Source organism: Amycolatopsis sp. NPDC004368 (genome assembly GCF_053602515.1).
Map to the genome: position 1 here is coordinate 48,367 of NZ_JBSGDT010000037.1, position 20,020 is coordinate 68,386.

A 20,020-nucleotide genomic window follows, 5' to 3' on the forward strand; every position below is an offset into this window, starting at 1 on the left:
GACGGTGCTGACGCTGAGGTGGTGCGCCGCGGCGAACGCCAGGAACTCTCGCGCGTCCGCCCGGGTGTTCGCCGTGACGCTGCGGACCTGCCGTTCCTGGAACAGGTGCCGCTGGTAGTTCAGCGGCGGCGTGTCGGACAGGTGGATGCCCGCGATCGCCAGCGTGCCGCCTCGATCCAGCGCCTCCAGCGCGGGCGGAACGAGTTCTCCGACCGGCGCGAACAGGATCGCCGAATCCAGCGGCTCCGGCGGTGGGTCGGCGGCTGCTCCGGCCGAACCGCGCCGAGCTCCAGGGCGAGCTCGCGCGCTTCGGTGCTGCGGGTCATCACGTGCACGGTGGCGCCTCGGGCGAGGGCCACCTGTGCCGTGAGGTGCGCGCTTCCGCCGAAGCCGTAAATGCCCAGCCGACCGCCTTCGGGCACTTCGGCCCGCTCCAGCGCGTGGTATCCGATCAAGCCCGTGCACAACAGTGGTGCGAGTTCCTCGTCCGGGTAGCTCTCGGGCAACGGCAACGCGTACTCCGCCGGGACCACGGCGAACTCCGCGTATCCGCCATCGGCGTCCCAACCGCTGTAGCGCGACCCCGCGCACAGGTTCTCCCGGTTTCGGAGGCAATATCGGCAGCGGCCGCACGTTTCCCTCAACCACGGGATCCCGATCCGGTCGCCGGGCGCGAAACCGGAGACCCCGGCGCCCGCGTCGACGACCTCGCCGACGATCTCGTGTCCCGGCGTCACCCCCTGCCGGTGCACCGGCAGGTCGCCCTCGGCGACGTGCAGGTCGGTCCGGCACACCCCGCACACGAGCACCCGCACCAGCACCTCGCCGGGCGCGGGTCGCGGCGCCGGAATGCGCGTCCGCCGCATCGGGCTTCGAAGCCATCGGTCCCGGAAGGGTCACCTGCCACGCGGTCATAGTCGTCGGCAGATTCGTCATGGTCGGCCTCCTGCGTCGCGGGCACGGTCCGCACCAGCATGCGCCGCCGCGGAGCACAACGGACCGTGCGGTGGTCCCTGCGCGCCAGGACGTTCGTCTCTGCCGCCTGCCGGAGATTGACCACTGTGGATGGTCAACCGTGAGTGTCGGCCCAGTCCCGGTAACCGCTGACGGCGGTCGGCAAGGTCGGGAAGATCCGCTCCTCCCCCACTTTGGCGACCAGCCCGGCGGCCACCAGATCGTCGCGCAGGTCCTGTTTCACCCGCGCCATCGCGAACACCACCCCCCGCCGGCCGAGCTCCTCCCGGAGCCGGTCGAGGGCGTCGGCGGCGGTGACGTCGATTTCGACGTTCGCCTCCGCGTTGAGCACGAACCACTGCGGCGGCCCCGAACCGTCCCCGGCCGCCGCGGCGAGCGCCCGCCGGCGGAAATCTTCCGCGTTGGCGAAGCACAGCGGCGCGTCGTAGCGGTAGACGACCAGGCCGGTCTCGGTCGTTGCCGCCGGGTAGTCGTCGACGTCGTGCATCCCGGCGAGCCCGGGCACTGTGCCGAGGATGCCGTCGTGCGGCGGGCGATCCTGCGCAGCAAGTCGAGGACGGACAAGCCGACGGCTGCCAGCACGCCGTAGAGCACCCCCAGCCCGAGCACTCCGGCGATCGTCAGTAGCGCCAGCACGATCTCGCTGCGCCGGAACAGGGCGAACCGGCGCAGCTCGCGGAAGTCGACCAGGTGCGCGGCGGCGAACACGACCAATGCACCCAGCGCCGCTTTCGGGAACACTGCCAGCAGAGGCCGGGCGAAGAACACGGCGAGCACCACGGTGGCGAGCGCGACGAGAGAGTGCAGCTGGGTGCGCGCGCCCACCGCCACGCCCAGCGCGGTCCGGCTGCCGCTGCTGCTCACCGGGAAGCCGTGCAACAGCCCGGCACTCGCGTTCGCCGCGGCGAGCGCCCGCAGCTCCTGGTCCGCGTCGATCTCCTCCCCGCGGCGAGCCGCGAAGGCTCGCGCGGTGAGGACGTTGTCCGAGAACCCGACGATCGCGATCCCCGCCGCGGGCAGGATCAGCTCGCCGACGTCGGCCGCCGAAACGCCGGTCACCGCGGGCGGCAGCCCGGCTGGCAAGGGGCCGACGAGGTCGAACCCGGCCGGAGCGAGAACCGCCACCGCCGCGGTCGCGAGCGCCATCGCCGCCAGCGGGCCCGGCACCCAGGGGACGAACCGTTCGAGGACGTACAGCACCACCAGCACGGCCACCGCCAGCGCCAGCGTGGGCCACCGCAGCAGATCGAGCTGGGTGAAGAACGAGACCAATTCATCGGCGAATCCCTCGCCGTCGACCGGGATGCCGCTCACCTTCCCGAGCTGCCCGACGATCATCAGCACGGCGATGCCGGCCATGTAGCCGGTCAGAACCGGCTTCGACAGCAAGTCTGCGACAACGCCCAGTCGCACCAGCCCCGCGGCGAGGCACAGGCACCCGACCATGATCGCCAACGTCGCTGCGAGAGCCGCGTAGTGCGCGGTGTCGCCGGCCGCGAGTGGCGCCAGGACCGCCGCGGTCATCAGCGCGGTCGTCGATTCGGGCCCGACCGACAGCTGGCGCGACGAGCCCAGCACGGCGTAAACCGCCAGCGGCCCCACCGATGCCCAAAGCCCGGCCGACGGCGGCAGCCCAGCCACCTCCGCGTAAGCCATGACCTGCGGCACGAGGTAAGCCGCGACCGTGACCCCGGCGACGACGTCTCCGCGCAGCCACGCCCGGCGATACCCCTTCAGGCGCGCCAGGCCGGGAAGAGCTGCGGTGAGGTTCACGGCTTCAAGCCTCCCCGCGGTCACGGTCACACGCAGCGGCCGGAAGTCCCCACCGCCCGGGACCTCCGGTCGCCGCGCTCGATCCGGGTCAAGCCAGTCCGCCGCGCATGCCCGTGCGGGCGCGGATCCCGACAGTCGAGGCCCGGTCGGCTCCGCCGGCGCCGGCCCGAGGGTAGGGCGTCCGGGCGTCGCCATCCGACCGCCTTTGGCCCGCCGGGTCCCGGGCCGCCGGAGGCGGTCCGGCTCTGCCGGCGCCGTGCTGCCCGGCGGAACCTGGTTTCGACGACATTGAGGCCCGTAATGGACAGCCGGCACTTCCACCGCGGATTCGCCTCGGCGACCACAGCCGAGCGGACGTCTCCCACTCCGGCGCGACTGGCTCGTGCTTCAGCCCGCCGACGTGGTCGACCGGCGATACGCCAACGTCGCGGACCGGCGCCTGGCAACCGCGCTCATCGTGGAAGACCGCTCCGACGAAGACGGTCTGGACCCGCACCGGCGCTGGCTGCACAATTGCGTGTCTTCACTGCTGCACGTCGTGATCGTCACGGGCACCTGCCGGTGCCAGGCGGGATTCGGCACCAGGGCAATCGTGGGCTCATCGCGCCTCGTCCGTCTCCGCCTCCGCGCACGGCGGCTCCAGCACTCAGAACTCCGTCCGAGGCGGCCACCGGACGGCACGCCCTTCGCGCTGGAACCGAAGCGGACCAGGCACGCGTCGGGCCCCCGGTTCACGGGCTTCATCGCGGGTCGAAGCCCGGCCGCTGCATTCTCCCGTGAGGAGGATGGCATGCAGGTGAAGCACTGGCACGTCGACCTGCACATCTCCCGCCTCGATCGCGAGTTTGAGGATGCATTTCGGGCCGGCCGCGGCGGAGTTGGTGAAGAAGTCGCGCGGGCGGTGTTCGAGCCTCTGGTCGTAGCGGAGGAAAAACGCACCTGGCGTGCCGGTCAGCGCTTCGGCTCCGGTGCCGACTCGGGGACGGCGTCTCTTTCGTTCTCCTCGATCGCCCGCCGTTCACTGACCCACAGGTAACGACGGATCGCCGAGCCGTGCCGGCCGCGCCCGGCGACTTCACGGCGCGCGTCTTCTTCGATCCGGGCCTTTTCCTTCTCGTCCATCGGTCTCCTCCGGTCCTCGTCAGCACGGGGAACTCCGGACGACGCTAGAAGCGCGCCCGACATGACCGCAGCTTCCGGACGTCCGCCGGTCTGGAGTCTTTGGTCACTCGCGCCGGGGTGGTGCGACCCTGACCGAGATTCGGGCCCTCGCCGGAGACTCGGGCGATGACACGTGCGACGTTCCCGCTCGGCCGGATCGCCGGGATTCGCATCGGAGCCCACTGGTCCGCGCTGATCATCGCCTGCCTGCTGGCGTCCCTGCTTGCGACGAGCGTTCTTCCGGTGAGCGCCCGGGGTTCGTCCGCGCTTGTGTACTGGGCGGTGGGTGCATTCTGTGCCGTGATGTTCCTGGTGTCTTTGCTCGTCCACGAGCTGTGTCACGCCATCGCAGCGCGCAGCTGCGGCCTCGAAGCCGGCCGTATCACTCAGTGGCTGCTGGGTGGCGCCACCGAACTGCCGGAAGATCCGCCCACGCCCATTGCCGCGTTCCTGGTGGCCGGCGCGGGGCCGGCGGCGAGCCTGCTCCTCGGCGGGGTCTTCCTCGGCGCCGCCGTTCTCCTCGCTTCCTCTCTGCCGGCCGTCGTGGTCGTCGCGCTGAGGTGGCTGGGCCGGACGAACGGCATGCTCGCGCTCTTCAACCTGTTGCCAGGCGTTCCTCTCGACGGTGGCCGCATCGCCGAAGCCATCGTCTGGAAGATCGCCGGAGACCGGAGCCGCGCTCGCCGCGCCGCGGGGCAAAGCGGCCGGGTCCTCGCCGCGGCGCTGGTCGGCATGGGCCTGTGGCTGTTCCTCGCCACCGGGAGCATCGAAGGCCGCTGGCTCGTGGCCATCGGCTGGTTCCTCGCCTTCGCGGCCCGCACCGAGCTGACCGCGGCGCCGCTGCGTGAGAAGCTCTCGCGCGTCCGGCTCGAGGACGTGATGAGTCCGTCCCCGGCGACCGCGCCCGGCTGGTACACCGTGCAGGGTTTTCTCGACACGCCACCGCAGGCGCCGTTCCGCACTTTTCCCGTGGCGTCCTTCGAAGGACACCCGATCGGCGTCGTCAGCCTGTCGCGGTTGGCACGCGTGCCGGAGAACGTCCGCACGTCGACCCGTCTCGAAGCGGTGTGCACGAAGCCTCCCGCCTGCTTCCTGGCAGCTCCCGAGACGCCGCTGACAGACGTGCTCGGCCGGACGACGCAGCGTCCTGGCCAGGATCTGGTACTCGTCGTCGACCACGGGATCCTCGCCGGGGTCGTAACGCCCGGTGATCTCGCCCGTGCGCTGGAACTGGCCGACCTCGGCGCGCGGGTCGGACGGTCGGCTGCGTCCTGAATCGGCACACGGGCTCGGGGTCGCCGGCCCCGCCCCTCAGGGCCTTTCGCCTCTTTCCGCGCGGCTTTCCTCACCGTTGGCTGTGCGGTGGCGAGCACGAACAGAGGGCGCCGCCATGCAGATGCGGCTACCGCTGAACTGGCCGTCGACGCCTACCGGCCGGTCGCGCCGGAGTGGATCCTCGACTGCTGCGAGCGGGAAGAGGGACGTTCCTCTCCCCCCGTGCGGAAGGAAACAGAATGACGACGAAACGCTGGCATGGCGGAGAACTCCGCTGGAACTCCGACTCGCAGGAGTGGTCGGTCCTCGCGTCCGGCCGGGCTCCGCGTCCGCGCGTCCTCACGCGCACGGAGTGTCCGTTCTGCCCCGGCCCCGGTGAGGACACCCCCGCCGAGACCTGGCGGCTCGCCGGCGTCGACGGCGGCTGGCGCGTGCGCGCGGTACGCAATCGGTACGCGCTGTCTGACGGGCACGAGGTCGTCATCGAATCACCGTCCCACGCCTGGGACCCGGCGACCGCAACCACTTCGGAAGTGGTCGACGTGCTCTCGGCGTGGCAGGCGCGCCACCTGGCACTGCGCGTTGACGCCGCCCAAGTCGCCGTCTTCCGCAGTCACGGCCGCGCCGCCGGTATCTCCCTCTCCCACCCGCACTCGCAGATCGCGGGCCTGCCCGTGCTGTCCTCGGCCACGCGCCGTGAGCTCGAGATCGCCCGCGACCACCATTCCACGTATCGCCGGAGCCTCGCGAGAGACATCTTGGCCTCAGAGCTCAACATCGGCACCAGGATCGTTTTCGCCGACGACGAGGTGATCGCTTTCAGTCCCTTCGCGCCACGGGCCGACTGCGAGGTTCGGTTCACGCTGCGCAAACCGGACGCGGATTTCGCCGCGGCGCCGCGCAGCGGTGTCGAGGCCGTTGCGCGGTGCCTGCGAGCGGTGCTGTCCGCGCTGCGGACCGAGTTCAGCGATCCGGCGTACAACCTGGTTCTGCGGACCGCGCCCAGCGGATACGAGGACGCGCCCTTTCTCGCATGGTCTTTACAGCTGCTGCCCCGGTTCGACATCGCGGCGGGCCTCGAGCTCGCGACGGGGATCCCGGTCGTGACGGTCTCCCCCGACCAAGCCGCCGCACGCCTCCGCACGCGGGTTGCCGCCGCTGTCACACCCTGACGTGGTGCCCGGCGAAGAGCGGGGTGAACGAGCGCACTCGATCACCCCGGGTACGCTCGCGACAAAAGGCCCTAAAAGGACAGTCGGCGAGCGCTTCCGGGGCGACCTTGCCGAACGTCCACGACCTCGGCCCGTCACTGCTTCGCTTCGGGCCGGACGACGATCACGGGGCACGAGGCGTGGTGGATCAGGGCCTGGCTGGTCGAACCGAGCAGCATGCCGGCGAACCCGCCACGACCGCGGCAGCCGACCACCACGAGCTGAGCGGTGTCGGATTCGGCGAGCAGGGCATGCCGCGGCCGGTCGCGGACGACCTCGCGGCGGACCTCGACATCCGGGTACTTCTCCTGCCAGCCGGCCAACCGCTGTGCCAGCAGCCGCTTTTCCGTCGGTTCGAGGACCTCCGGCTGCGGCATCAGGCGTGCCGTGCCCTCGACCGAGTCGTACGTGACGTCGTTCCAGGCGTGGATCGCCACCAGCCCGACACCCCGGAAGGCAGCCTCTTCGAACGCCACCGCGACGGCCGCCTCGCTGTTCGGCGTGCCGTCCACGCCGACCACCACCGAACCGTCCACGGGGACGGGCCCGTCGCCGTGCCGCCCGCGGACCACGGCGACCGGGCAGGCCGCGTGGCTCGCCACCGCGGCGGCCGTCGCCCCCACCAGCATGCCGGCGAACCCGCCGGTTCCGCTGCGCCCGAGCACGATCATCCTGACGTGTCGCGAGCGGTCGAGAAGAGCGGGTGTCGCGGTGTCGGTGAGCACGTCAGTGCGCACCGTGAGAGCCGAGTCGACCGAAAGCGCCAGCTCACGAGCCTTGGCGACAATGCCGTCGCCCTCCTGTCGGAGCTGCTCGAACAGCACGTCGCTCCCGGGGAAGCCACCGCCGTAGCAGAAGGCGGCGATCTGCAGACCGTGTACGAGTTCCAGGTCGAGTGCCCGCCCGGAGGCGAGGCGCGCAGCCCAGCGGACCGCCGCTTCAGCGCCCGCCGATCCGTCGACGCCCACCACGACGGTGTTGTTTCGCTCGGTCATGACCACGGATCCTCTCCGGACGAGATGGTGTCGGCGCCGACCACGCCCGGCACTGCCAGCGCGAGCAGCGTGGCGACGTGGCGGTCGGTTTCGTCGTCGTAGCGGTCGACGATCCGCACCACCCCGTCGCGAACCTGGACCTTCCATCGGCCGGTGCCGCCGTAGATTTCCAGCCGGTGCCGCACGTCGGCAGCGATGGCGCTGTCCTCTCGCGCGAGCACCCGGACGACGTCGCCGCGCGTGACGATCCCGACCAGGCGGCTGCCGTCGGCGATCGGCATCGCCCGGATCCTCGCGTCGACCAGGGCCTGGCACAGGTCGGCCACGTCGGTCCCGGACGACATCGCGGTGACCGGCGTCGTCATCACGTCTCGCACCGTCACGTCGGCCGCCGCCGCGCGGGTGTCGGGGTCGAGGTGCCCGGACCGCACGTCGGCGGGCACCCGTTCGCGGATCAGGTCGGCCTCGGTGACGATGCCGATCAGACGTTCGTCGTCGTCGACCACCGGGAGAGCGGTGAATCCGTTCTCCGAAAGCACTTCCGCTGCCTCTTTGGCCGGCGCCCACGGGGTCACCGTCACCACCGGTGCGGACATCAGATCGCGTGCGCGCATCAAGTTCTCCTTCTCCTTCTGCTGCCTCGAACGTAGGCGGCGCCGAGCACCGGCCACGCCGGTCCGGAGTCACCGCCGCCGAGGACCAACGTCCTCAAGAGCGCAACGGCTCGAGGCCCTGCCGCAGGGTTTCCCACGCCGCGGGCAACGCGGCCACGCACCGCTGCGCTGCGTGAACCTCGGTCGTGATCAGCAGTTCGTAGGTCGACACCGGTTTCCCTGCCGCGCTCGCCGCCGAGGCAAGTGCACGCAGCTCTTCGCGGGCCACCACCGAGTCCTGGTACTCCCCCAGCAAATCCTGCAACGCCCGGCAGTCCGCCAGCACGCGGTCCGGGACGAACGGCATGGCTTCGGCCGCCGCTTCGAGCGCGTACCGGAGCCGCTTGGCGCTCTTGCGTACCGCGTGAACGGACTTCGGTGCGGACTCGTGGAACACGGCTTCCAGACGCCTGTCGGTTTCCGCCACGACCGTCCACACGAGACGCGGCAGCACACTGCCGGCCGGCTTGAGCGCCGCCTTGCCCTGATCGGAGCGAGGTTGCTCCCGCAGCACCACGCCGAACACCTCGAGCGCGTTCAGCAGCTGGAGGTACCGGTACGAATCGAGGACTTCGGCGCATTCGGATGCGGATTCCTCGGCCGCTGCGCCGAAGTGCCGCTCCGCGTCGGCGCGGACCGGCCCTACGACCGCTTCCTCCGGCACCTGGTCGAGCCTGCGCGAGAACCTGTGCCGCTGCACTTCGGTGTCGCGCGCCGGCCCGACACCCGCACCGAGCCAGCGCAGCGACGCGCACAGGCCCCGGACCAGCCGGCGTCCCCCGAGCACGGGGGCGAACGTCCGCAGAGCCGCCCGGATCCTGCGTGCCGCCACCCTCAGGTCGTGCACCCCCTCGGGTTCACCCAGGCGCACGGCCAGATCGGCCCGGGCGAGCGCCTCGATCTGCGTCTCCAGGTAACCAAGCACCATGGCCCGAGCGGTGCCGGCCGGCCACGCGTCCTGGGTCAGGAGGCGCGTGCACGGACCGGTCACCTGGGTGAGCTCGAGGTCCCGGCTGTAGGCGCGGACGAGCCGGCGCAGTTCGTGTGGCACCTGATCCGATGCGGGCGCCTCGACCCGGCACCCTCTGCCGTCGCCGCGGTCCAGCTGCCAGCTCGGGCCGACTCGGCTGAGCGTCAGGCCGTGTCGCCGCAGCCGCAGGCCGGCGGTGTCGTAGTAGTGGATGCCGTAGTGCAGGAGCGCGTATTCGGGCACAGAACGCGGGCTCGGCGCCGGTGTCGTCACGGTCATGGCCGGCTCCCCGGGCGGACCACCGCGACGGGGCACGCGGAGTGGACCAGCAGCGCCTGGCTCGTGGAACCGAGGAGTATGCCGGTGAACCCGCCCCGGCCGCGGCTGCCGACCACCACCAGCTGAGCGTCCTCACCGAGCTCCAGCAAAGTCCGTACCGGCCGGCCGTGCACGACCACTACGTCGATCGGCAGGTCGGGGAACTTCTCGCGCCACGGCGCGAGCTGCTGGTCCACGAGCCGCCGTTCCGCGGCTGCGACGTCCTCGGGGCGGCTGTCCGATTTCCGCAGCACGCCCTCCGGCGTGATCTCGTTCCAGGTGTGCACCGCCACGAGCCGGGTGCCGCGCGCAGTGGCTTCTTCGCACGCGTATCCGAGCGCATCGTTGCTGTCCGGCGATCCGTCGAGCCCCACGAGGACCGGCCCGGTCGCAGGCGGCGCGTCGTCCGGCTTGCGACCGCGCACCACCACGACGGGGCACGGCGCGTGGCCGGCGACCGCGACCGCGGTCGAACCGAGCAGGAGCCCCGTGAACCCACCGAGCCCACGGGATCCCAGCACTACCAGCTCGGCGACGGCACTCTCCCGCAGAAGGACGCCGACAACGCTGCCCTCGGCCGCACACCGCTCGATCGGCAGCGCGGGCCACGCCGCCAGTACGGCACCCTCGGCCTCGGCGAGCCCCGACTCGGCGAGGGAGCGAAAACCATCCCGGACGGCCGTGACCGACATACCGGACATACCCGGTTCCGGCACTGTGTACGCCTGCACCAGCTTCAGCATCGCGCCACGGCGCGCCGCCACCGCCGCGGCCCAGACCGCGGCGTGCACCGCGGAAGACGATCCGTCGATTCCGGCGAGTACCACGCGGCTGTCACCGCCGGACACTGTGTACACCCCCTCCGGAACGCCGAAGCGCGCGCAACCGCTCGAGCCTCGCGCGATCCTGCTCGTCGAGTGCGGTGATCTCCGCTTCGGTGAGCACCACGGCGTCCGGGCCGGGGAACACCGTCGACACGTGATCATCGGCGAGCCAGCAGACCGTGAACGGCGGGTCGCCCTCCGGCGAGCCGACGGCGACGATCCGGCCTCGGTGCTCGGGCAGGTCGACCCGGACTCCTTTCACCACGAGCCAGTCTCCGGGTTGTGCGTGCATCACTTCTCCTCGTTTCGGCTACGGGCGGGCCCTCCCTCGATCAGGCCCGGCGACTCATTCGTTCGTGCTCCTCGCGCGGAGCGGGCACCCAGCTCCACCTCCACCCTCAGTGGACGACCGCGACCGGGCACGCCGACTGAGCGAGCAACCGGTTCCCCGTCGAGCCGAACAACCCGCCCACTACCGGCCCGCGGCCACGGCTGCCGATGACGATCAGCTGGGCGTCGTCGAAGCTCATCAGCGCTCGTGCCGCCGAGTGACCGCGGACCGCGCAGGTGTGCGTGGTCACGCCGGGATGGATGCCGGACAGTTCGTCGAGCCGGCGCTCCAACGCCGTTTCCTCGCTCTGCGCGACCATTTCGACGATTTCCGGGTCGTCCAGCAGTCCCGCCTGCCACGCATGGACCGCGATCAAAGGCACGTGCCGCCGCGCTGCGGCGTCGAAGGCGAACTCGAGGACGCGCTCGTCATCGTCGGCCCCGGCGACGCCGGCCACCACCGGCCCGCCGGGCTTCCCGGGTCCGCGCGCGATCACCACCGGGCAGTGCGCGCTCGCGGCCACCCGCAGCGCCACGGAACCGATCACCGCCCCACGCAGGCCGCCGATCCCGTGCGAGCCCACCACAACCAGCGCGACGTCGGCAGACAGCTCGACGAGCAGGTCCGCCGCGAGCCCGAGGCGGACCAGGTACTCGGTCCTGATCCCCGGCACCGCCTCCTCCGCCACCTGCGCGGCCCGGACAAACCAGCGGTGAGCTCGCTCGACAAGCAACGACGCTTGCCGAATCCGTTCGACGTCGGTTGCCTGGTCCGAGTCGAACAGTCCGGCGTGGAACAGGCAGAGAACGCACCCACGGCCCTCGGCCTCCTCCGCCGCCCACCCGACCGCGTCGAAGGCCGCCTCCGACTCGTCGACGCCCACCACCACCGCGGCGCGGACGGCCGTTCCCGTCACGACGTGCCTCCGTTCCCGGCCGCCGAGGTTCGGCCGCACACCCCACGGTCGCGTACCCACGGCCGAATCGGTCAGGGCATGAAGTCCCTTTCCGGTGGGACGAAAGCGCGGGCCCCCTCTGCAGGGCGCGAGGTGCCGGTGAGTCGATCTACCATCCACCGTGCACTCTCCGGCCGGATGAAATCCCACTGGCGAGAAGCCGTTCATCGCACGCTGGGCGCGGTAGGGCGGCCGAGCCTCGATGATGGGGATGAACCGCTGCGGCCCAAGCGGAACAGATCGCCTTCTTCGTACTGCCTCACGGTCCCGATCGACGGGCGGGCAAGGTCCCGATCGGGCTCACGGTTGTTCTCCGTTCGTCCGTCGCGCGACCCGAACGGACCGGCCCGTCGTCATCAGCTCCAGGAGTGCCTGCTCGTCGGCCTCGACGACCCGGTGAACTCCGGCCAGCCCGCCGGAATAGAGCACAGCAACATGGTCGGCAAAGCACAGGACCTCGTTCATGTCGTGCGACACGACGATCACCGCCGGCCCGCGGTCACCCGGTCTTAGCACCTGTCGAGATCACCTTCACGACGTCCGACGACGCCTCACCGATCGACCACCCGAGTGTCGGCCGCCGCGCCACAGAGCCATACCGGGGTGTGGCCGCCCTGTTGTCACGAACCTGGGGTAGCCACCGCCCTTGAATCGTCCCTACTCGCAGGTAGCAAAAGGCCAGGTCTATGGTCTGGGCTCCCCCGCTCGGACTCGAACCAAGAACCCTCCGGATAGCTGGAACATGTGATTTTTAGTCGATCTCAGTCGATCTAGCTGGGAAGTTTGCAAACGCTCACGTTCTCAGTGGGTATCAGTCGACCTCATCCGACGTCAAAAATCGCCCTTAAATCGCCCCTAGTTCGACAACGACCGCCACAATTTTGTCGGCCATGATCGTCGAAGCATGCGAAACACAGGGCCCGGGACGCCGCCGCACTTCCGGGTAACAGCCACGCACGCGGACTCCAGGGCCACCCGTTGAGGGCTGCCGTCTCCGCGCTCCCCGGCCAATGGGGTTCCCACAGCGTGGAGCATCGATGCAACGAGCATCGCGAAAGATCATGCTAATGACGCAACTCCCACCGATTGTCGGTGCTCGTCGTTAGCCTTGGTGTCACCAAGGCCGGGTGCGCTGGACGGGGAGGTCCGTTGTCGAGCATCGTCGCCGATCGAGCGCGGGTGATGGCCGCGTTCGAACAACCAACCCTGTCGCTCTTGCACCAGATGCACGCCGCCGTCGTCATCGCGGTCTTCCGATCGGCGTTCACCCGGGACGCGCCTTTGGTTCCCGCCGCGCGCCTGCACAGCATGGTCGAAACGTTCATGGACGAGCTGCGCCTAGCCGGAGCCACGGACCGGGAGGTCCCGTCTGGTGGTGGCCGGGACCTCTGCCGCAAGTGGGTGTCCGGGCAATGGCTCATCCGCTCTCTCGCGGAGAACGGCGCAGAGCAGTATTCACTCACCTCGCACGCCCAGGACGCGTTGCGGCTGGTGGAGCAATTGACGCGAGAACGTGCGACGTTGTCCGAGCACCGCATCGCCACGATCCTCGACCAGGTCCGGCGGTTCAACCGGGTCGCCAACCCTGATCGTGCCGCTCGCGTTGGCATCCTGGACACTGAAATCGCCCGGCTGACCGGTGAGCGCGATCGGCTGCTGTCGGGCGGCGACATGCCCTCCGTAGGCAGTGACTACATGTTGCAGGGATTCGCCGAGTTGACCGAACTGGTCGCCGGCCTACCCTCCGATTTCGCCCGCGTGTCCGAATCGTTCACCGCTCTACGCGACCAGATCTTCGCCTCGCTACGCGAGGAAGACCGTCCTGCCGGCGAGGTCATCGACGAGTACCTGCAGCGGGCGGACACCCTTGAGGAGGCGACGCAGGAGGGACGCGCGTTCATGGGCGCGTTCGACCTGCTTCGTGATCAAGCCCTGGTTGACCAGCTGCGTGAAGACATCACCGCGTTGCTCGAGCATCCGCTGGCCGAGCGGATCCTGACAGTGTCCGACCGCAGCGAGCTGCGGGGAACGGTTTCCCTCATCCGGCAGGGCATGAGCAGGGTGATCGCCGAGCGGGCGCGGGCGACGTCGGCTCTCAGGGAGTTCATCATCACGCACGACTTGACCCGTGATCGCGAACTGGACGCGGTGTTGAGGGCGCTGGAGACCGAAATGACGGCCTGGATGAAGTCAGCCGGACCGCAGGCGAAAGTGCCGGTGGACCTGTTGCCCTCGGAAATCGATGCCGCAGTGCTCCGCGAGCGGTTCCACGACGCCGGTGTCAGCGTGCCGCCTCCTCCTCTGGCCGACGTCTCGGATCACCAGCCCGACGAGTTGTCGATGCGGGATTTGATGACACAAGGAGGCCCTTCGCTCGGAGCGTTGAAATCATGGTTGGAACAGCTGGAGACGCCGGGTGGCCCGGCTTCGGGCGGTGCTCTGTTCGGCGGGCTCCCCGATCCGCTGCGTCGTCCGGTGGAGATTTTCGGAGTGTTGCACCTCGCGACCAACACGGAGGTCCTCGCCATCACGTCCACGGTCGAGGCCTACCAGACGGTCCGGCCCGACGGCTCGCGGCGGACGCTGTTCGCACCGCAAGTGGTTGGCTCGGCCGATAACCCCGATGGAACCCATACGGGTGACGAGGACGAGCTTCTCGCTGTAACAGGGGCGACGGTCGGCGACGACTCTGCGGGGGTGGACGCCACAGAAGGCGACCAGACGGGGGGACGGCAGCGTGTTTGACGACCCGGCCACGGGTTCCGACGGACGCCACACAATCGGCGAGGAGTTCCCCGACCTCGACAACACCGACGAGGACTCGGAAAGCACCTCGACGCTGGCGCTGTTCGAGGGCGACGAAGGCGGGCTGATGTTCGCGCAGCGGAGGGCTCTGGTCCAGCTGGTCAAGGAGCCGTTCATCAGCGCCCAGACGCACGAACGCGAGTGGCGGGCACTCGTCGCCAACCCCCGCCCCATCAGCTCCCGCCTCAACGACATGTTCATGATCCTCGAGTTGGACCTCCAGCGGGAAGTCGCCTTCAAGAGGCAGGCGACCCCCGAGGGAGGCGGCCGTCGGTTCCCCACGCTCTTCTATGATCACGCCTGGCCGCGGGAGGAGACCATCGTCCTGCTGTTCCTGCGTACCCGGTTCCACACCGAGCAGGCGGCCGGAAACGGTCGCGCGTTCGTTGACCGCGACGACATCCACGAGTACCTCAGTCACTTCCGGCCCGCGTCGGCCACCGACAAGGCCGCCGACCGCGCGAGGGTTGAGCGCGCAATCGAGAAGGTATACAAGACTGGCTTGCTCATCGGGCGCAAGACCGCCACTCGCTTCGAGATCGCGCGAGCGATCGAAGTGGTGATGCCGATGACGAAGCTGACCGAACTCCTCGCCTGGCTGCGGCAGGAAAACGGGAATGATCGGGCTACTTCTTCTGAAAACGCCCTCGACCCACCGAACAGCGGTGTTCTCGACACCCTGCCCGCCGAGAGCAACGAGTGAGAGACATCCGATGACCCAAGAGCAGGTCCGGGACCTCGCTGCGCTGGAACCCGGAGACCGGCCTGTGCCGGCGACCGTGCAACACCGCTTGGAGAAAATCCAGCTCGTCAATTGGGGCGGGTTCGAAGGCCACACGGTCATCGACATCGATCACGACTCGACGTTGATGTCAGGCGCTTCGGGCAGCGGGAAGTCGACCGTCCAGGACGCCTGGCTCGCGCTCCTGCAGCCGTCTGACACCCCCTTCAACGGCGCCTCGAACGACGCGGTGGGCGGCCGGGCCCGCTCCGCCGAGCAGCGAAATTTGCTGTCCTACCTGCGTGGCCAGACCGACACCACGGAGGGCGAAGACGGCCAGCACAAGGCCAAGGTCCTGCGGGGCGACGCCACCGACACCTGGGGAGCCGTCGGTGCCACGTTCATCGGCGACCATGGACGGCGCGTAACGGCATTCCGCCTCTATTACGCGGGCGCCAGAATCGTTCGTTCCGCCGACGTGATCAGCCGCATGTTCACCTTCGACGGCGCGCTCGACCTGACAGAGTTCGCCAGTCTCACCGGCACCCGGCCGGCGCCGTTCGCTCCCGCGCAAGTCAAGGCGGCGATCCCCGGCGTCCGGCACCACGAGACCTACCAGTCCTTCTCGCAAAACCTCTTCACCCGCCTGGGCATCGGCGCCAACGGCGACGGCCTGAAAGCTCTCCGGCTCCTCGCGCGAGTCCAGGCGGGCCATCAGATCCGCACGGTTGACGAGCTCTACAAGGAGATGGTGCTCGAACGCCCCACCACCTACGACGACGCGGATCGCGCCATCGGTCACTTCAACGCCCTGGAAGATTCCTACCTGAAGATGCGTACCGAGCAGGAGAAGGCGGAGCTGCTCGCACCCGTCGTGGAATGGCACCACGAGCTGCGTGCCGCGGAGGAGGAGATCGAGACGATCGACACCTTCGGTCTCACGCGCGGTGGGGATTCGCCGATCGGGTTGTGGTCTCTGCGTACGGAGGACCGCCTTCTCACCGCGGCCTCCGATCTCAACCGGGAACAGCGCAGGAGCACCAAGGACGAGCTCACGTCGGCGAATCGGGCTATGCGTGTAGCCGACGAGGCGCTGAGACAAGCGCGAGCAGAACACGACGCGGCTGGCGGCGGAACGCTCCGGAAGCTCGCCCTCGACTTGGAGACCGAGTCCGATCGCCGTCGCGAGCGCGATGAGGAGCGGGCCGATCTCGCCAACACGGCCGTCGCGCTTTTCAGCACGCTGCCCGGCGGCCTGGGTACGAAGGACGAGTACGAACTACTTCGCAGCGCCGCTGCCGAGTTCCTGGAACGCGCCGAGAGCGCTACCGCCGAACTGCGGGATCGGCGTGACGCCCTCATGCGGGATGAGGTCCGGCTACTCGACCGGCAACGCGGCCTCCGCGACGAACGCGCTTCTCACGAAGGCAGAGATGGCCGTATTCCCTCGAACCTGGATAAGCTGCGTGAGCAAGTTGCCGAAGCGACCGGGTTCACTCGTGACGAGCTCCCCTTCCTGGCCGAGTTGATCGACGTCGCAGATGAGCACCGGCAGTGGCGCACCGCGATCGAGACCGTCCTTGGAGCCAGCGCGCGGCAACTCCTGGTGCCTGCCGGACAGCTTCAAGAATTCTCCCGCCTCATCGATCCTGTTCCACTCAAAGGCCGTCTCACTTTCGTCGGCGTGCCGCTGCGCGAGTGGGAGCCCTCGTCACCGTCGAGGGCAGATCCCGCTCGCGTGGCGGGAAAGCTGCAGTTCAAGGACTCCTTGTTCACCTCGTGGGTGTACGAGCACGTCAGTCACGACTCGCGCAACGCCCTATGCGTCCAGTCTCCCGCCGACCTCGCTGGGCACGGGTATCGAGTCACTGCAGCTGGCCAGACCCGCCAGGGGCAACGCGGCACCCACGGTCGTGCCGACCGGCGCGACATCATCGGCTTCTCAAACGTCGAAGTGCTCGCGGCGATCGACGCGGAACTCACCGAGATCGCCACCGATCTGGACGCCTTGGCCGGCCGGATCGACCCGGTCGAAGCAGAGCAGTCCACCCTGCGGGCACGGGTCAGCGCGTGTCAAGCCGTGGGGCGCGTCCGTTGGGACGCTATCGACGTGCCCGGATCCGACCGCCGGATCGCCGAGCTGGAGGCGCAGAGAGACAAGATCCTCACCAGCGATGACCGGCTCCGGGCGATGGAAGTGCATATCTCGTTCCTCGAAGAAGCGCTAGGCCAGGCGCAGCGTGCCGTCTTCGGCCATGAACAACGGGCGGAGCAGCTAGCCAAGGAGCACGGCGCGCTGGCCGACGAGCAAGACAAAGTCAGCGGCGAGCTTCAGCGGATCGATCGCGCGCAGCGCGTGATGCTTACGGACGACCAGACGCGCCGCCTCGATGCCGAGTTCGCCGCGATCGCGGGTGACGACGCCGAAGTGCTAGTCGCTTTTCCGAAGAACTGCGCCGCTCTGAATCAACGGCTCAAGAACGGTCTGGAACAGGCCAGGCGCAAGGTCGCGGAGCTGACAGCGCACATCGAGGACAGGTTCGCCCAGTTCCAGCGGCTGTGGGAGGACCCTAACCTGGGGACAAAGCTGTCCTCCTACCCCGACTACGAGCGCATTTACGACGACATCGAGGCCACCGGCCTGCACAAGCGCCGGGACGAGTGGCGTAGCAAGCTCGCCAAGTGGTCAGGCCAGGACCTCGTGCCTCTTGCACACTCGATGGGAGACGCAATCGACGAGATCGAGAAGCGGCTCGACCCGATCAACAGCATCCTCAGAAATCTGCCGTTCGGCGCCAACGCCAACCGGTTGCGCATCAAGATGAAGAAGCAGGTGTTCGACCACGTCACGACGTTTCGCCGCGAACTGTCCAGGTTGTCCGCTCTCGCAACGAAAGAGCTAAGCAACGACGAGCTTGAAACCCGCTTCAAGGATCTCCAGTACTTCATGAACCAGATCCGCACGAAGGACGACGAACGCGGGCTTCCCGTCGCACGTGGTCGCGGCGCCGCCGCCCCTCCCGGTGCGGTCGAACGTGATCGTGACCGGCTGCTCGACGTCCGGAAGCATGTGACGATCACCGCCGAGTGCTACGACGTGGCCACCGATGCGCTGATTTCGACGCACTCGTCGCTGGGCGGGAAGTCCGGCGGCGAATCGCAAGAGCTCATCGCGTTCATCGTCGGCGCCGCACTGCGCTTCCGGCTCGGTGACGAGCTCCGGGAGCGGCCGCGATTCGCGCCGGTGTTCCTCGATGAGGGGTTCATCAAATCCGATGCCGAGTTCGCCGGGCGAGCGGTCCGAGCCTGGCGAGGATTGGGTTTCCAGCTTGTCATCGGCGCGCCTTTGGACAAGGTCACCGGCCTCGAGCCGCACATGAACGAACTTCTCGCCATCACCAAGAACACGCGCACGCACTACTCATTTCTGCACCCGATCAAGGACCGCAAAGCGTTCCGCGAAAGCCTGGCCGCCCTGGCACCAGCTGACTCGGATCCCGACACACAAGGCAACGGCGTCGACCCCGTCGCCGGGAACTGATCGGAGATCTCCGTGGACCGGGCCGTCGCCGGCATCAAAACACCTCGAACGGCCCTCGCCGATGTTCGCGCGCGGCTCATGCGCACCTGGCCCGAAACCGTGCTCAAGGAACAAGGCTGGCGACAGGACAGCGAGGACGGTGATGTCGCCAAAACGATCGGTCCTCGCGGCGAGCCTCCGTCGTGGCCACACCCGTTTCCGCTGGGGCAGCCCGGCTCCGCGAAACTCGCGTCGTCCTTTGGCGACGTGGTCGACCTCGTCACCGCCTGGCGCAAGCAGGAAGACCAGGACGGCCTGACGCTGAGCTGGCGGGGCCGGCGTGTCCACGGCACGGACCAGCAGTTGCCGACGCACCTCGTCGTGCCCGACATCGACACCGCTGCCCGCATCACCAGCTGGCAGACCGGCCTCGAAACCGCGAGGGCCCGCGCTCGCGTCCTCCTTGAACAGCACCCAGACGTCCGCGCTGCGCCCACAGTGCTGCGCAAAGTCATCGACTACGACGCCACGGACTTCGACCTTCTCCTCCGCGCAGCCCGCTGGTTCGCCGACCGCGCCGCTGCGGGCACCGTTGAGGTGCTGACCCCACGACAAGTTCCGATCGAGGGCCTGCACGCGAAATGGCTCGACACCCGCCACGCCTTGGTGCGGAGCCTCGCCGGAATCGACGACCTCGGGCTGCTGCCACCCCACCCACCCCGGCTCCACTTCACCTACCTCGATCCGGCGCACCTCGCCGCGGGAGGCCGCAGACACGACTGCGCGACGGTCGGTGACCGCATCCAGCTGCCCTACACACCATGCGTCGTTGTCATCAGCGAGAACAAGGACACCGCAATCCACTTCCCTCCTCTCTCCCACGGCGTAGCCGTAGAAGGCAGCGGCCGCGGCGGCAGCACCGCGGCGTCGTTCGAGTGGATCACCGGTGCCGACGCGGTCATCTACTGGGGAGACATGGACGCCGACGGGTTCGAAATCCTCGACGAGTTCCGCGCCGTCGGGGTACCAGCCCGATCCCTCTTCATGGACCACGCCGCATACGACAGGTGGGAGCCATACGGCACAGACGTGGACCGCCACGGCAAACCGCTGCAGCCACGGGCTCCGCGTCCGACTCCGTACCTGACCTCAGTCGAACGCACCCTCTACGAAGACCTCTGCTCCCCAAGCTGGGACCAGCACCGGCGCATCGAACAGGAACGCATCCCGCTCCACCTGGCAAGGGCAGCCGTCAGCAACATCTGCACGCTGGGCGGAGGTATCGCTTCGCCCGAATCTTCGGAACAGACCCACACCGGATAGTTGGAACATGTGAGCTTTCGTCGATCTCAGCCATCGCGAACATCATGCGATTGGCCCTGGAGAATCACCAGCTCCGCCAGGAGTCGAAGCAGCAGCCAACGTCACCAAGATCGTCACCGTCTGCCGCGCCGAATGACCAACTCGCGCCACAGCCCAGCGCCAGCTGATCGTCGGCCTAAGTAAGGCTTTCCGAATGGCTAGAGTCGCCGA

The 20,020-nt window shown here is 68.8% G+C and carries 17 protein-coding genes and 1 pseudogene; 7 read left to right on the plus strand and 11 right to left on the minus strand.

Translation table 11 applies throughout. From position 1 onward, the window contains the following. Window positions 1-119: 119 nt before the first annotated feature. The 3 genes and pseudogenes from ACWEOE_RS34825 to ACWEOE_RS34835 form a co-directional block, all read right to left on the minus strand. Window positions 120-866, minus strand: a complete 747-nt coding sequence (locus ACWEOE_RS34825) for a zinc-binding alcohol dehydrogenase family protein (RefSeq protein ID WP_452016795.1) — start codon at window positions 864-866, stop codon at window positions 120-122. A 203-nt stretch (window positions 867-1,069) separates the two neighbouring features. Then, complete coding sequence (locus ACWEOE_RS34830) at window positions 1,070-1,462, minus strand: STAS domain-containing protein (RefSeq protein ID WP_452016797.1); 393 nt, start codon at window positions 1,460-1,462, stop codon at window positions 1,070-1,072. Window positions 1,463-1,656: 194 nt separating this feature from the next. Continuing rightward, a pseudogene (locus tag ACWEOE_RS34835) lies at window positions 1,657-2,943 on the minus strand (SulP family inorganic anion transporter); the annotation flags it as partial. A gap of 187 nt (window positions 2,944-3,130) precedes the next feature. On the opposite strand from ACWEOE_RS34835, the gene ACWEOE_RS34840 reads away from it, so the two are divergent. Further along, a complete protein-coding gene (locus ACWEOE_RS34840; protein ID WP_452016799.1) occupies window positions 3,131-3,784 on the plus strand; it encodes a hypothetical protein in 654 nt (217 codons plus the stop codon). Here the strand turns inward: ACWEOE_RS34840 and ACWEOE_RS34845 are convergent. Then, window positions 3,700-3,870, minus strand: coding sequence for a hypothetical protein (locus ACWEOE_RS34845; protein WP_452016801.1), 171 nt, complete (start codon window positions 3,868-3,870; stop codon window positions 3,700-3,702). The genes ACWEOE_RS34840 and ACWEOE_RS34845 overlap by 85 nt on opposite strands. Before the next feature lie 165 nt (window positions 3,871-4,035). On the opposite strand from ACWEOE_RS34845, the gene ACWEOE_RS34850 reads away from it, so the two are divergent. Beyond that, window positions 4,036-5,184: a site-2 protease family protein gene (locus ACWEOE_RS34850; protein ID WP_452016803.1), complete on the plus strand. Its 1,149-nt coding sequence runs from the start codon at window positions 4,036-4,038 to the stop codon at window positions 5,182-5,184. 239 nt (window positions 5,185-5,423) lie between these two features. Beyond that, window positions 5,424-6,356, plus strand: coding sequence for a galactose-1-phosphate uridylyltransferase (locus tag ACWEOE_RS34855; protein WP_452016805.1), 933 nt, complete (start codon window positions 5,424-5,426; stop codon window positions 6,354-6,356). 134 nt (window positions 6,357-6,490) lie between these two features. Here ACWEOE_RS34855 and ACWEOE_RS34860 read toward each other — a convergent pair whose 3' ends face one another. The 7 genes from ACWEOE_RS34860 to ACWEOE_RS34890 form a co-directional block, all read right to left on the minus strand. Further along, window positions 6,491-7,390 (minus strand): universal stress protein, encoded by a 900-nt coding sequence (locus ACWEOE_RS34860; RefSeq protein WP_452016807.1) that lies wholly within the window; start codon window positions 7,388-7,390, stop codon window positions 6,491-6,493. Further along, window positions 7,387-8,004: a CBS domain-containing protein gene (locus tag ACWEOE_RS34865; RefSeq protein WP_432845040.1), complete on the minus strand. Its 618-nt coding sequence runs from the start codon at window positions 8,002-8,004 to the stop codon at window positions 7,387-7,389. The genes ACWEOE_RS34860 and ACWEOE_RS34865 overlap by 4 nt, the downstream gene beginning before the upstream one ends. A 94-nt stretch (window positions 8,005-8,098) precedes the next feature. Beyond that, a complete protein-coding gene (locus ACWEOE_RS34870) occupies window positions 8,099-9,292 on the minus strand; it encodes a CHAD domain-containing protein (RefSeq protein WP_452016809.1) in 1,194 nt (397 codons plus the stop codon). Beyond that, complete coding sequence (locus ACWEOE_RS34875) at window positions 9,289-10,179, minus strand: universal stress protein (RefSeq protein WP_452016810.1); 891 nt, start codon at window positions 10,177-10,179, stop codon at window positions 9,289-9,291. The genes ACWEOE_RS34870 and ACWEOE_RS34875 overlap by 4 nt, the downstream gene beginning before the upstream one ends. Next, a complete protein-coding gene (locus ACWEOE_RS34880) occupies window positions 10,166-10,447 on the minus strand; it encodes a DUF1918 domain-containing protein (RefSeq protein ID WP_452016811.1) in 282 nt (93 codons plus the stop codon). The genes ACWEOE_RS34875 and ACWEOE_RS34880 overlap by 14 nt, the downstream gene beginning before the upstream one ends. Window positions 10,448-10,553: 106 nt before the next feature. Beyond that, the gene (locus ACWEOE_RS34885; protein ID WP_452016813.1) at window positions 10,554-11,609 is read right to left on the minus strand and encodes a universal stress protein; all 1,056 of its coding nucleotides are present in this window, start codon (window positions 11,607-11,609) and stop codon (window positions 10,554-10,556) included. Between the two features lie 132 nt (window positions 11,610-11,741). After that, complete coding sequence (locus ACWEOE_RS34890; RefSeq protein WP_452016815.1) at window positions 11,742-11,918, minus strand: hypothetical protein; 177 nt, start codon at window positions 11,916-11,918, stop codon at window positions 11,742-11,744. Window positions 11,919-12,590: 672 nt separating this feature from the next. Between ACWEOE_RS34890 and ACWEOE_RS34895 the strand changes: the two genes are divergently transcribed. From ACWEOE_RS34895 to ACWEOE_RS34910, 4 genes are read left to right on the plus strand one after another with little or no spacing between them, the layout of a single operon-like run. Then, window positions 12,591-14,186, plus strand: coding sequence for a DUF3375 domain-containing protein (locus ACWEOE_RS34895; protein WP_452016817.1), 1,596 nt, complete (start codon window positions 12,591-12,593; stop codon window positions 14,184-14,186). After that, on the plus strand, window positions 14,179-14,949 hold the full coding sequence (locus tag ACWEOE_RS34900; protein WP_452016819.1) for a DUF4194 domain-containing protein: 771 nt from the start codon (window positions 14,179-14,181) through the stop codon (window positions 14,947-14,949). The genes ACWEOE_RS34895 and ACWEOE_RS34900 overlap by 8 nt, the downstream gene beginning before the upstream one ends. A 10-nt stretch (window positions 14,950-14,959) precedes the next feature. Then, window positions 14,960-18,508: an ATP-binding protein gene (locus ACWEOE_RS34905; RefSeq protein ID WP_452016821.1), complete on the plus strand. Its 3,549-nt coding sequence runs from the start codon at window positions 14,960-14,962 to the stop codon at window positions 18,506-18,508. A gap of 12 nt (window positions 18,509-18,520) precedes the next feature. Further along, on the plus strand, window positions 18,521-19,810 hold the full coding sequence (locus ACWEOE_RS34910) for a Wadjet anti-phage system protein JetD domain-containing protein (protein WP_452016823.1): 1,290 nt from the start codon (window positions 18,521-18,523) through the stop codon (window positions 19,808-19,810). Window positions 19,811-20,020: the final 210 nt, after the last annotated feature.